The organism is Psychrobacter sp. CX14 (genome assembly GCF_057396205.2).
This window is the reverse complement of sequence record NZ_CM183187.1, coordinates 2,933,528-2,948,054: the sequence shown is the minus strand read 5'-3', so window position 1 is coordinate 2,948,054 and position 14,527 is coordinate 2,933,528. Positions and strand designations below refer to the sequence as shown.

Below are 14,527 nucleotides of genomic sequence, written 5' to 3'. Positions count from 1 at the left end.
TTTATATAGCTATACAACTTTAATACTGTAACCGTTTACAGCATCATCAGTTATAAGGGCTGACATTGTGGGCAAAACGTACTGGTACGGCCGGTAATGGTCACTTTATCAATAGGTGTATCACAGTGGGGGCAGGGCTGTTTATACTTTCCATAGACATCTAAAGTCTGCTGAAAGTAACCGGTAGTCCCACTGGCAACCGTGAAGTCTTTAAGCGTAGAGCCCCCTTTTTCGATAGAGCTTTTTAGTATCGCGCGTATATGCTCAGATAAGGTCGCGAGCTGCTGCTGGGTTAGAAGATGGGCTGGTGTACTGGGATGAATACCAGATAAAAATAGACTTTCTGTGGCGTAGATATTACCCACACCCACCACAAACACCTGATCCATAATCACTGCTTTAATCGGGCGAGTAATCGGTTTCAATGCTGGTTTGGCAGAGGTTTTACGGCTTGTATTTTCTTCAATACGATGGATACGATTATATAAGTAATCACCGGTAAACTCAGCTTCTAGGGGTTCAGCGCCTAGATGGTTAAATAGCTTGTCAGCGTAGTCATCAAACCATAGAATGGCGCCAAAGCGACGCGGATCATGGTAATGCAGCTGAATATACTGATGTGCATCACTGGTATCCACGGATCGAGCACAAAAATGAATAATCAAGTGATCATGCTTACGCTTAGGCGTCCCTTCAGGGAATTGCTGTAAGCTACCCGACATTCCAAGATGCACGATAAGCGATAAAGTATCAGAAGACACATTGCTATTAACTGACTCTGGGTCACGTACAAAGTCTAGAATCAAGTATTTAGCACGTCGTTTTACTTGCAACAATGTATGGTCTTTTAGCTTGCCAATATCGTCAGGGATGGGCCAACGCAGCTTTGGTTGAAAGACTTGTACATCGCTGACTGTTTTGTATAGTAAAGGGTCTAAACTGTTTTTGGTGGTTTCGACTTCTGGTAATTCAGGCATGATACCTCTTGTTGTTAAACGGCTCGTCTGGCATGTAGAATACCCGGTTGCTGCTCAAGTTTTGCCAATAATTTAGACAGTTGAGACAGCCCCGTGACTTCGAGCTTAAACTTTAATCGGGCGATATTATCATCGTCACTGTTGGTATCGACACCGCGAATATTCACATCTTCTTTGTCAATCACCTGAGTCAAGTCACGCAATAAACCGCGTCTGTCGTAAGCTTCAATGATAATCTCAACCGGCTGATAGCTGGTCTGCTGCGATACCCAAGAGGCCGGAATTTGACGTTCAGGTTCGCGCTCAATCAAGCGTGCATACTCAGCACAGCCGCGATTGTGAATTGAGACGCCACTACTTTGAGTAATGAATCCTGCAATAGGCTCACCATAAATAGGCTGACAGCAGTTGGCAAAGCGCATTTCAATGTTATCTAGACCATCAATGCTGATTTTATAAGCATCTAGCTTGCCGGTGACTTTAGGATGTACGCTCGGCGTGTATTCTTGCTCTTCTTTATCGGTAACAAGATCAAGCTCACGTGAGATATGTCCTGTTAGCTGGTGGATACCAATATCACCAGTGACCAAGCCGACCAAAATATCGTCAGCAGAGTTCACGTTATTAAAGTGCTTAATATAGTCTTTAAGGTTAATACTATTAGGATGTAGTGATAGGCGTGTCAGCTCTTTGGCGAGCATTTGCTTACCAATCTCAAGGTTCTTATCTCGGTCTTGCTTATTAAACCATTGACGTAGCTTCGAACGAGCACGGTTGGTATGAATATAACCCAAAGAGGGTACCAACCAATCTCTATTTGGCTCACGAGAAGACTTGGTAATAATCTCTACTTGCTCGCCAGTTTTGAGCTGATAGGTGAGGGGCACATAGCGCTGATTAACGCGAGCTGCCTGCGCTCGGTTACCCACTTGGGTATGTACATAGTAAGCAAAGTCAAGAACGGTGGCACCTTTAGGCAGCTCGGTAATATCCCCATCACGGCTGAACACATAAATGTGCTCAAGCTCATTGAAATCGACCAGTTGCTCTTCTTCATCAAGCTCTTGGTCTAAATCATCCTGCAGTCCTACAAGCGCTAGATTCTTATTATTTGCATCACTACCAGCAAGCAGTAATTGACGTAAGGAGTTTATCTTTTGGCTAAGATAGGCGTCCTGCTTATTCTTACCACCTTCTTTATAATTCACGTGGGCACACATACCAAGCTCTGCTTCAAAGTGCATTTGGTGGGTGCGAATTTGAATCTCTAATGACTTATGTTCGGCAATGACGGCGGTATGTAGCGAGCGATAACCGTTCGACTTAGGATTGGTAATATAGTCGTCGAACTGCTCAGGAATATGGCGCCACATACCATGTACCAAACCTAGGGTATGGTAACACTCAGCCTGTGTATCAACGAGTACCCGCAGCGCTCGTATATCATAAAGCTGACCAAAAGATAAGCCTTTAAGCTTCATTTTACGATAAATGGAATAGATATGTTTGACGCGCCCAGAAACCACACCTTTAATGCCGGCTTCTTTTAAAGCCTCTTCAAGCTGCTTCTGTACACGCTCGATGTATTCTTCGCGCTCGCTGCGCTTCTCAGATAAAAGCTTAGCAATCTCTTTATAGCGATCAGGCGCTAAGTAACGGAAAGCTAAATCTTCAAGCTCCCATTTAATTTGTGCAATACCCAGACGGTGTGCAAGAGGGGCATAGATGGTCATGACCTCACGCGCCACACGTTGCTGGCGCTCGACACTGGCGTAAGACAGCTCACGCATGGCGAAGGTACGCTCGGCAAGCTTAATAAGTACCACACGCACGTCGTTGGTCATAGATATAAGCATGCTGTAGATGTTAGACAATTGCTCACGCTGATTGTTCGCAAAGTGATCTTCTAAGCGCTTGTTGCTCTCAATGGTTTCAGAAAGCTGCCCCATTGCGAGCGCATCTTTAACTAAGGTGGCGACCTCTTTACCAAAGTTCTCCTCAATCTGCTCATTAGAGATAAGTGTGGTACGTGCAGCACGATATAACATGGCAGCAGTCAGCGCATTTTCATCTTGGTATAGATAGGTCAGTATATCGGTCATGCCGATACCTGTCATATAGGCGCTAGAGCGATTGTCCTTATCTTCTGTAAGACTTGACTGAGTGCCAATTAAATTACAGGCCTTTGCTAAATCAGGCAACTCATCGATATTGACACGATTGGCCACCGCTTTTAACCAAGCTGGCAAGTCAATAATAGTATTATCAGCAAGAACAGTGTTTCTCTTAGGCTCATCACTAGGCGCCGCTGAGTCTGAAGACTGCGGGTTGGCTAGATTATTTTCAGAAGGCGTCGGGGTGCTTTTAGAAAAAGTAAGTGTGTCGAGTTCAAGGTTATTTGGATGAATGAGGTCATTCAGCGGTAATAGCTCACTACTGATGGAACGATCCATCGCCGTCATGAGTTTGGAGGTGGTCAGCTGCTTTTTGAGGTCTTCATTCAGCATCTCAAAAGAGGGTCGGGCAGGGTTGTAATACCCATGTTGCTGCTGAGCAATCATTTGGGCAGCAAGGGAGGCGCTGTCTTCTTGTGTTGTCTGACCGTCAATAAGGGGTAACCCTTCACGAACCTTTACCAAATTTTCCTCCCTCAAAATCCGTCTGGCAACCCACAAAGTGTACGTCGCTCTATAACTATTCTATTACTTAATTATTATCTTATTTATAAATAAAAATTCAAGGCGCACTGTGTGAGCAGCTGTAAGGAGATGGTAACAATAAAAACTCTCTAAAGCCGCTCTCTGTCCAATGTTTAAATGTGTTCAGGATAATATAACTGCTTAAGTTGGACCTAAGTTAAAACGGTCTAAGTTAGAACGGTCTAAGTTAGAACGGTCTAAGTTAGAACGGTCTAAGCTAATGCCACTTTTTCAAAACGAGCAATCGATTCAACATGACCGGTATGACAGAACATATCCATTACACCAGCATCTGTAAGGCGATAGCCTTGTTCGATAAGTGCTTTGGTATCGCGGGCAAGCGTGGCAGGATTACAAGATACATAGACAATGCGCTGAGCATCAAATCTTGGTAAATACTGCATGACTTCCCAAGCGCCAGAGCGTGGTGGATCAATTAAAATCGCATCAAAACCCTGCTGCGCCCAGGGTTGGTCGCTGAAATCTTGCGTTAAGTCTTGGTTATAAAACTCCGTATTAGTGATGCCATTTCGCTTAGCATTATCAGAGGCACGTGCCGTCATCGCATCTGAGCCTTCGACGCCTATCGCCAGACCTTGCGTACCATCTTCACCGCCAACAAGACGAGCAAGAGGTAAACTGAAGTTGCCAAGGCCACTAAATAGATCTAAAACACGCTCTCCTGATTTTAAATCTAGCAAATCACATGCCAACTTAGTCATCTTACGGTTAACCGATAAATTCACTTGGGTAAAGTCAGTAGGAATAAACTCGTAGGTTAAATTAAACTCAGGTAACTTATAATACAAACGACCGAATTGCTCGCTAATATCGTCACCTTCATGTAAAGCAATACGTTTAATACTGTCAGGACCTTTAGATTGCAGGTATAGCTGCCAATGACGTGCTTTAAAAAATTCTTTTAGTTTGTCGATATCAGCATCCGAGAGTGGCTCAAGATGGCGTAATATTAGGGCAACCGGTTGATCGCCATCAGGCAGATCAGGCTGTGACTCACCCATTGCAAGCTCAATCTGGGCGATATGAGCACGGGCCTCTAGCGAGCTGATTAACGCTTTTAGATTCTCAAGCTCAAAGCCAATACTCTCATCGAGAATATGACACTCGTTTAGCTCAGCTAGGAAGTTGCTGTTGCGCTCACGGAAACCTACTAGGGCGGTTTCTTTTTTGGCGACATAACGCACACCCATACGCGCTTTAGTTCGATAACCCAAGCGATCGCCAATCACAGGCGCAAGCCAGTTATCAGGCTGGACACCAGCTTGATGGTCTAATAGTTCAGCCAATACGGTTTGTTTAAATGCAATCTGACCATCTGGTTGCCAATGCTGCAAGCTACAGCCACCGCAAACACCAAAATGAGGGCAGGGCGGTGTTTGGCGTTCTGGATGTGGATTGGCTAATATCTCAATCGCATCGCCTTCTTCAAAGCTTTTGCGGCTATTGGTTAAGCGCACGTTGACTGATTCATTTGGCAGGGCAAAGCTGACAAAAACCTTCTTGCCATGCTTGTCTTCCGTGTGACCGTCGTCCACCCCAAATTCATTGCCATAAACAGCTACGCCGCGGCCGTCATGAGATAAGCCGTCTACTTTAAATGGCAGGGGTGGCGCTTCTTTTAGACGACGACGTACACGTGAGCTTGGTTTCGATAGCTTTTTGCTTGGCGCTGCGGCAAGAGCTGATTTACCTGTATTCTCCGGTGTGTTCTCTGCTTTGTTTTGTGAGGTGTTCATTGTATCGGTGGGCTGCATAAACCTGCCTATTTGTTGAATGTACATGAAAATGGGGTTTGAATTAGGAGAGATTTTAGCACAGGGGATTGTTTAATGAGCTATAAATATTAAAAAGGCACCCTATGGATGCCTTTACTCTTATACCTTTTATCTAGGCTTAAATTAAGTACGAGGTTTATATCTACGAATATAAATACTGCGAAAGAACGGTACAAATACCATTAATATTGATAAGGACCATAGTGCTAAAGTGATGGGGCTACTCCATAATATCCCTAATTCACCTTGAGAAATGGATAATGCACGTCTCAAGTTAGATTCCATTAACTCTCCCAGAACATAACCTAAAATTAGAGCAGATAGAGGGAAATTTAACTTTCTTAAAAAATAACCAAAAACACCAAGAGCTACCATAAAAATTAAGTCGAAGGTAGTGCTATGAATTGAATAGACACCCACAAAACTAATGGCTGCGATGGCAGGTAAAAGCATATAACTTGGAATATTTAACAGTTTTGCGAAAAAGCCTACTAAGGGTATGTTTAATACTAATAAGATAATATTGCATATAAATAGAGAGGCAATTAAACCCCATACAATGTCAGGTTGCTCAGCAAACAATTGAGGACCAGGTGTAATATTGTAAAGGGTAAGAGCTCCCATCATTACTGCAGTGGTCCCAGAACCAGGTACGCCCAACGTTAACATTGGAATGAAAGAGCCACATGCAGAAGCATTGTTTGCAGCCTCTGGTGCAGCAACCCCTCTCAAATCGCCCTCTCCAAAAGTACCACTTTTACCCGCTATTTTTCTTTCACTAGCGTAAGTCATAGCACTTGCGATAGTAGCACCAGCCCCCGGTAAGATACCTACGATAAAACCCATTAATCCGCTGCGTAACATCGTTGCAAAGCTAAACATAAACTCTTTAAAGTTTAATAAACTCCGTTTGCCTTGTTCAATAACTTTATGCCCAGTCGTAGTTCTCTCTAATAGTATAAGTATCTCACTAACACTAAAAAAACCAATAACAATGGTGGTGAATTGTATACCATCTGAAAGATGAACTGAATCAAAAGTGAATCGATAGATACCAGTTACTGCATCAACTCCAACTGTTGCTAAGCCTAAACCTATCAAGGCTGAAATAGCAGTTTTAATAGGTTGATCCCCGACAAGCCCGCTTAAACAAGTAATAGCAAATACCATTAGTACAAAATATTCAGCAGGACCAAAAGATACGGCCCATTTTGCTAGTAGTGGTGCAAATAAGACAACGCCTATAGTGGCAATAGTTGCACCTACAAATGAACTAACCGCAGATAAGGATAATGCAATACCTGCTTTACCTTGTCGGGCCATAGGATAGCCATCTAGGGTAGACATAATGGCGCCTGCATCACCAGGAACATTAATTAAGATTGCAGAAATTCGACCACCATACTCACATCCTAAGTAAACAGCTGCTAATAAAATGAGAGCACTTTCTGGGGGTAGACCTAAGGCATAAGCAAATGGCAGCAATATTGCAACACCATTTATAGGACCCAATCCTGGTAACATACCTACGATGGTACCTAAAAATGCGCCTATAAAAGCGATAAGCAGGTTTTTAGGGGTCATTGCAATGGCGAAACCATGCATTAAAAAGTCAAAAGTTTCCATAAATTTAACCCCTTATGCCTGATAAAAACCCGAGTGGTAACTTAACATCTAAAAATATATCGAATAGGATATATAAAAAGACACTAAGAATTGCAGAGAATACAAAGCTTTTAACAGGGTTGCCTCCAAATAGAATACCTACGGCGAAAGACATTAGGGTGGTTGCTATAGGAAATCCAAGGGTCTCGAAAAATAAACCATAAATAATTAAAGCTATTACACATAGAATTAAGTTCCGAATAATAGCTGGATTGAAATTCAGGTCTATTTGTTTGGTAAACCTTGAGGGTCTTAATGCAACAATAAATAAGCCCAATGCAAGAAGCGAGAAGATTAATATTGGATAAGGTCTAGGTCCTATTGGATCGTAAGCAATTGGTGCCGTATAGCCTATTGCTAAATATATTAGCCATAGACTGATAGCTCCTAAAAGACCAGAGAAAAGACGCTCCATTGTCATAATTTCATTCCTAAAGCTTGAAAGTAAGAAAGTTGGAAAAGGTATTTAAACCAACTCTTACCATTCTAGAGATTAATTATTGCTCAATAAGATTGAATTGAGAGGATAATTCTCTAAGCTCTCCAGTACGTTTATATACGTATTGTTCTAATTCTTCACCCGTCATAGAGAAAGGTAATAATTCTCTTTGCTCACGGATTTCAGCAAACTTAGGGTCGGCTAACATTTTATCAAAGCTATTTTTCCACCAATTATAAGCTTCTTCACTTACATCTGGCCCCATATAGAAACCGCGAATAACTGGCCATACTACGTCATAGCCTTGTTCTTTAGCGGTTGGAATATCTGCCATATTACCCTCTAGTCTTTCGTCTGAAAAGACTGCTAAAACACGAAGCTTTCCAGCATTAACTTGAGGCATTACTTCTGCTATACCAGAGCTGACGGCAGTAATATGTCCACCAAGTACAGCAGTTATAGCCTCTCCACCACCTTCCATGGCGACATAGGTCATACTACTAGGATCAACGCCTACTGTTTTAGCGAACATAGCGGTTTGGAGCCAGTCTTGTCCACCAACACTACCACCCGCACCAAAACTCACTGATTTAGGATCGGTGTTTAGCGCTTTGGCTAAGTCTTCGAGGTTTTTAATTGGCGAATCGGCACTTACTGCAACGGCACCATAATCAGTACCAACTGCGGCCAACCATTTGACATCCTGTTCGGTATACTTTCCAAATTTACCTTGCGAAAGGTTTAGTATTGAACCTGTTGAGAAAGCAATAATGGCATCATTGTTTTCACGATCATTGCTGACAATTTTATTATAGGCAACTGCTCCCACGCCACCAGGCATATAAGTAACCCGCATTGGCTTTTCAAGTAGTCCAGTTTCTTTTAAGCCAGACTGAGCAAGTTTACAGGTTAAGTCAAAGCCACCGCCAGGTTTAGCTGGGGCTATACATTCAGGGCGAGAGGGTTCCCCAATAGGATCAGTAGAAGTTGAAGTTGATTCAGAAGGGTTGTTACAAGCAGTTATTGATAGAATTGATAGTCCAATAGCTAAATAAGATAGTTTTTTCACACTAAATTCCTTTTTTGTGTTTTTTATCACTTAATGACTACTAATAAATCGAAGAGTCATCAATAATGTTATAGATTTTAAAACGGGTTGGTTCAACTTGGTAAGTTGATGCTCATAAGATGAAAAATTACTCATGAATAGACTATGAAGCATCCATGCTATAGCTCACAGATAATGCAACAAAAATTAGAAAAACTCAATACTTCTTTATAAATTTTCTAATCTAGTCATATATTATCTATAGGTTAATACTTTAGGTATCCTGCCAACACGCCGAAAACTCTTGATGGCGCACACTGCCATCTTTTTCTAGTTTGGATATTAAATAACTTCGAGTTTCCGCTTGCCACGCCTCAAAGTCACTAGAGGATAGTTTACCGCTTAGACGTTGCCAACGTAAATAAATCAACCATGTATTGAGTACATCTGATTCACAATAAATAGCCAATTTATGCCACTGTTCTTGCTGCACTAAATCGCCGACCATACTGCCATCAATATCGGTTTTACCAGGCAGGCCATATAAGCTTGCAACTACGTGCATGGCTTCTCTGTGGCTTGCGCCGTATTGACTAAAGCGGTCCATCAAATCCAGATGTCTGCTTTGATAGCGATTAACATAGTTATCAAAGCGCATACTATTTATTCGGTTACCTTCTTCAAATAACAATGGCACGCTTAAATCATACTGCATTGCCCGATATATCAGCACTGGAATATCAAAGCCAGAACCATTCCAGCTCACTAGTTGAGGGAGGTTGTTAATATCCTTAAAGGCTCTAAAAAAGGTCTGGATAATCTCTTTTTCACTTTTTGTTTCACCGGTCAATGAAAACAAAGAGAACTGACCGTCTTTAATATATAGCATAGAAATGCAGACGATACGCTGCAATGGCAGGCGCATAAAGGTATGACCTGACTCTTGCAGACGTAAGTTGTTTAATGCCGTCAGCGTGTCTTCATCGTTAAGCTTTGCTAGTTGCGAATAGACTTGGCGCGCCCCGTCTAAATCGGCAACGGTCTCGATATCAAAAACCAAAAGCGGCGTATTAGGAAAATCTGTCATCATATCTAAACCATGCTATAGACGATAATCAAACGAATGAACAGTAGTCATGACTCAGCCATAACCACGACAAAGTTAAACTTTTAAAAAGGTATTACTCAGCAGTAAACAAACCTGTCGATAAGTAGCGATCACCACGGTCACAAACGATAAAGGCAACGACTGCATCCGGCTGACTGTGTTGGATTTCAGCAGCAACTTGCAGCGCAGCCCAAGTAGCGGCACCAGAGGATACACCGGCCAAAATACCTTCGGTACGGGCCAGTTTACGCATGTATTCCTCTGCTGTATGCTGATTGATATCAATAACACAGTCTACCACACTGGCATCAAAAATCTCTGGCTTATACGCTTCAGGCCAGCGGCGAATACCTGCAATAGATGCTTCTTCATCAGGTTGTAGGCCAATTACTTGGATATCTGGGTTTTGTTCTTTCAAATATTTACCAGTGCCTGAAATAGTGCCTGTGGTGCCCATTGAGCTAATGAAATGGGTAATGTGGCCTTGAGTCTGGCGCCATAATTCTGGGCCAGTTGTTTCATAGTGAGCAGCACTATTATCTGGGTTTGAGAACTGATTAAGCACAATGCCTTTGCCTTCTGCCTGCAATTGCAGTGCTTGATCGCGTGCCGCTTCTATACCTTCGTCGACTTCAATTAATGTCGCACCGTAAGCGGCCATCGCATCTTTACGCTCTTGAGTCGAATTAGTTGGCATTAGCAATATCATCTCATAACCACGCATTGCGGCAACCATGGCCAATGCGATACCGGTATTACCGCTGGTGGCCTCAATCAAGGTGTCACCTGGCTTGATATCACCACGTTTTTCGGCCTGCATAATCATATTAAAAGCAGGACGGTCTTTTACCGAACTGGCAGGGTTGTTGCCCTCAAGCTTGGCCAAAACTTGTACCTGACCGCTGATACCTTCAAGCTTTGGCAAACGCTGTAATGCGACTAATGGCGTGTTGCCAACACAATGCGATAAAGTAGTCACTTGTTCGATGAAATTAACCGGAAGTTGAGTTGATTTTGACATAAAAGCTCTCAGTTCAAAAAGGTAAGTGTGGGTTATATAGAATATCAATGTGGAGGATTATAGCATTTTGACACTCAGCAAGTTATCTGCAATAGGTCGAAAAACTGTTACACTTAACAGCTGGTGCTTTAGTCTCTATTGACCGCTGATGGCTACGGCTAAACTTGCCCGTTTTCCTTTCTATTTTACTATTATAAAAGTTTAAACCATGCGAACAAAAATACTCGATTTTAGTAGTGCCTACGCTCAGCTTATTTTGATGGTGTTTTCACCCATTGTATTACTGGCAGCGGTGGGCGCGTATTTGGTTGAAAAGGAATCGAGTAAAGCCATTGAGTCTGAGCAGCGTACTTTAGCGACGGCGGCTTTAATTCGTTATGAGCCGATGGTAAAACAAATATTGCCGGTGATTTTGAACAGTCAAGGCATCGGCGATATCCAAAGTAATTGGGAAGTTGACCCAGAGTTATCAGCTTCGGCTCAAAATAGCTTACCCGCTCTATCTCAAAGGTCTAATAACTCTAATACATCAAGCGATATACCACAAAATACGGATGATAATACTGAGCGTACTGACCGCGATGAGTTAGAAGTTGAGGATCAAAGCACACCCAATAATACAGGCGCCAGCTCACTAAACCTGTCTTTAAATAACACGCTTGCTGACAATCAAGTCATTGAGGAGAATTTGCATTCTTTAGACGATGTGCAAAAACGTATTAGCTTTATCTTATCTTCAATGAATAACAATCAACATATTCAGCGCGTGGCCGTGGTGGATGCCAAGGGTAATTTAGTGGCTTCATCAGGTGATCAAAACGCCATGTCGTGGGCGGTTATTATCAATCAAGAAGCGGCAGATGCTTATGGCTTTATTGAGGGCGTGCCGACATCAGCAGGCACCGCCTATGGTCATCTCTTAGGAGAGTATGAGGGCACTAAGTATTGGCTATTTGTCGATATGGACAATGAGCCATTAACCATTGCTCAGCTAAAGGTGTGGCTAGGACTTGGGGTAACCGGTTTATTTACCTTATTGATTTTGTTATTGAGTTTAAATATCTATGCTAAACGGTGGATTGCGCCAATTTATGACTTGCGCCTACATCTGCAGCAAATTACACCAGAGAATATGTATCAGCCGGTCAATACCGATTCGCGCGGTGAGCTAAATCAGTTGCAGCAGGATTTAATGAAAACATTGCGCCGACTGTATAGCGATTTTCAAGAATTAAAAGACCACTCTGATCAGACCGAAGATGACTTACGTGATGCGTTCGATGAGATGGAGATGCAAAACATCTTTATTCGTGAAGCACGGGATCAGGCGATATCCAGTAGCCAAGCCAAGTCTGCCTTTTTGGCCAATATTAGTCATGAACTGCGCACCCCGTTAAACAGTATCGACGGCTTTATTAATCTGCTGGCACGTCATGGTGAGCTTACGGCCGAGCAAGACTTATATGTACAAACCATTCGTAAATCATCGGCGCATTTATTGGCGCTGGTCAATGACGTGCTGGACTTCTCGAAAATTGAAGCGGGCAAACTGGTCCTCGATAAGCATGAATTTAGCTTATATTCGGCCATTTATGATGTGATGGATATGCTATCGCCGCTTGCTGCTGAGAAGGGCTTACGCATGGCGGTGATGTACTATAACGACGTACCAAATACCATTATTGGTGATGCGCTACGCGTTAAGCAGGTGTTGACCAATTTGGTAGGTAATGCCATTAAATTCACAGATGTGGGTGAAGTGGTGGTGCGTGTTGGCATTGATGAAGTAGAGACCATTGACAATGCCTATATTATCGACAGTGAGTCAGATGCAGATAATGCGCAGCAAGGCAGTAAACGCAGCTCAAACAACAAAGCTAAGTCTGGCGGCATGATTCATATTGCCATTCAAGACACAGGACATGGTATTTCCGAGAAAGCTAAGACTCAGCTGTTTAAAAGCTTTAGCCAAGGCGACCCATCGATTACTCGTCAATATGGTGGTACAGGGCTGGGCTTGGTAATCTCTAAGCAATTGACTCGATTGATGGGCGGTAAAATTGGCTTTTATGACAATGACAGCGAACGAGATAACGAACAGATGTCTTTGTCAGAATCAGGGATTGCCAGTAGCGGTTTAAACAGCAATCCTATGGGCAAAGCTGCGCTGCGTTCTGGAGCAACTTTCTGGTTTAGCATTCCGGCTCATGTCGAGATGGATGTGCCTGACGATATCGAGTTTGGTGCCAGTTTTGATAGCATCGATAACGAAGAAAAGGTGCAATTGCCGGTATTGTGCCCATTTGCTCAAGCGGACGGTAACGGTGATACGCCGTTTGAAATGCTAGTTTGGATCAATCACGCCTCTAGCATGCAGGTATTTATGGCGGCAGTCAGACCACTGAGCATTAATGTGACTATAGCACGCTCACTGGCCGGTGCGCTTGAAAAATTAAAAGAGGGTGGCAACCGTTGGGATTGGGTTATTATTGATGGCGGAAACAGTGAGGCACGTGAGGACAGAGCCGCTTTATTAAAACAAATTCGCCTGCATTATCAAGGTAAACTGGCCATTTTTGGTTATCAGGTTGCACTAGATGCACTGCTATTAGAGCGTTATAAAGCGCTTGGATTGTACCAACCTTTAGACAAGCGACAGCTATATCGTATGCTCGATACGCGTACGGCCAGTATGTCGACCATGGTGGCATCCCCAACGTGGCAAGGAACGACAGTATTAGCCGTTGATGATCACTTGCCGAACTTATTGGTATTAGATGCCTTATTAAGTGAGCTTGGTATTAAGGTGGTAACGGCCAGTAGCGGCTATGATGCGGTGGATATTATTAGCCGGCAGGTCATGTCTGAGACTTATCAATTATCGAATAGGGCTAATCCGAGTAGTATAGACAGTGCCATAGATTTAGATAATAAGGCGCAAGATAAAAAAGGCCGTATTGATCTGGTGTTCATGGATGTGCAAATGCCGCGTATGTCTGGCGATGAAGCGGCCAAAAAGATACGTCAGCTAGAAGAAGAGGTAAAACGCAGTCACAAAGCGTATCAAAAGCATTTGCCGATTATTGCCTTAACCGCGCATGGCCTTGCCGATGGTAAAGACACGCTTATCTCTGCCGGTATTGATGATTATGTGGGTAAACCGATTAGTCGTCCGCAATTATTGCAAATCCTTCAGCGCTGGCTTGGTAAAGGTGGCGAGGCGCCAACCCGTGCGTCAGCAAATAAGTCGCCGAATATTGCGACAGGATTGACTAAGCCTGAGCCGCAAACTCATTCAGCGAATACGGTTAACAGTGAGGGTAATATAAAGTCTCATGATGAATTACCTGTGGTCGATTGGAAAGATGCCTTGGTGCGTTCTGCAAATAAACCAGATTTGGCCAAGCAGCTACTAGTTATGATGCAAGCGTCTGTGCCAGAAGAGATTCATGCGTTAGAGGCTGCGTGGGAGATGCGAGACCGTGAAGAACTGGCTCAAATATCGCACCGTATTTTGGGTGCCAGTCGCTATTCGGGGGTACCGCAAATCCGTCAAGCCAGCCAAGACTTTGAAGATAAATGTTTACTGAATGTGCAGCACACAATTCCGGCTCAGTTTGAGATGTTAGAGAATTATTATAAGCGTCTAATCAGCAGTCTTAAAACGTTGCAGACGCTAGATTTAGAGCATTACATTGAAGAGCAAATGCAGGCGAATGATGCAAAAACGCTCAGTGAAAATGACATGACCTGGAAAATGATTTAGCCCCTTTG

Annotated in this window: 9 protein-coding genes; 1 reads left to right on the top strand and 8 read right to left on the bottom strand. The window is 43.1% G+C overall.

From position 1 onward, the window contains the following. Positions 1–50: 50 nt before the first annotated feature. The 8 genes from mutM to cysM all read right to left on the bottom strand — a co-directional run bounded on the left by mutM (position 51) and on the right by cysM (position 10,753). Positions 51–977 (bottom strand): bifunctional DNA-formamidopyrimidine glycosylase/DNA-(apurinic or apyrimidinic site) lyase, encoded by a 927-nt coding sequence (gene mutM, locus AC2SLO_RS11565; RefSeq protein ID WP_486541697.1) that lies wholly within the window; start codon positions 975–977, stop codon positions 51–53. Positions 978–991: 14 nt separating this feature from the next. After that, positions 992–3,616, bottom strand: a complete 2,625-nt coding sequence (locus AC2SLO_RS11560) for a RelA/SpoT family protein (RefSeq protein WP_486541699.1) — start codon at positions 3,614–3,616, stop codon at positions 992–994. A gap of 272 nt (positions 3,617–3,888) precedes the next feature. Beyond that, positions 3,889–5,451 (bottom strand): 23S rRNA (uracil(1939)-C(5))-methyltransferase RlmD, encoded by a 1,563-nt coding sequence (rlmD, locus tag AC2SLO_RS11555; RefSeq protein WP_486541701.1) that lies wholly within the window; start codon positions 5,449–5,451, stop codon positions 3,889–3,891. Positions 5,452–5,595: 144 nt separating this feature from the next. Beyond that, positions 5,596–7,098, bottom strand: coding sequence for a tripartite tricarboxylate transporter permease (locus AC2SLO_RS11550; protein ID WP_486541703.1), 1,503 nt, complete (start codon positions 7,096–7,098; stop codon positions 5,596–5,598). 4 nt (positions 7,099–7,102) lie between these two features. Beyond that, positions 7,103–7,558 carry a tripartite tricarboxylate transporter TctB family protein gene (locus AC2SLO_RS11545; RefSeq protein ID WP_486541705.1) on the bottom strand — a complete coding sequence of 152 codons (456 nt, stop codon included), beginning with the start codon at positions 7,556–7,558 and terminating at the stop codon, positions 7,103–7,105. A gap of 76 nt (positions 7,559–7,634) precedes the next feature. Then, positions 7,635–8,645, bottom strand: a complete 1,011-nt coding sequence (locus AC2SLO_RS11540; RefSeq protein ID WP_486541707.1) for a Bug family tripartite tricarboxylate transporter substrate binding protein — start codon at positions 8,643–8,645, stop codon at positions 7,635–7,637. Between the two features lie 253 nt (positions 8,646–8,898). Further along, entirely contained in the window at positions 8,899–9,714 is an 816-nt protein-coding gene (locus AC2SLO_RS11535) for a 3'-5' exonuclease (protein ID WP_486541709.1), read from the bottom strand. Between the two features lie 91 nt (positions 9,715–9,805). Beyond that, a complete protein-coding gene (cysM, locus tag AC2SLO_RS11530) occupies positions 9,806–10,753 on the bottom strand; it encodes a cysteine synthase CysM (protein ID WP_486541711.1) in 948 nt (315 codons plus the stop codon). Positions 10,754–10,961: 208 nt separating this feature from the next. Between cysM and AC2SLO_RS11525 the strand changes: the two genes are divergently transcribed. Further along, positions 10,962–14,519 (top strand): histidine kinase dimerization/phospho-acceptor domain-containing protein, encoded by a 3,558-nt coding sequence (locus AC2SLO_RS11525; protein WP_486541713.1) that lies wholly within the window; start codon positions 10,962–10,964, stop codon positions 14,517–14,519. Positions 14,520–14,527 lie beyond the last annotated feature (8 nt).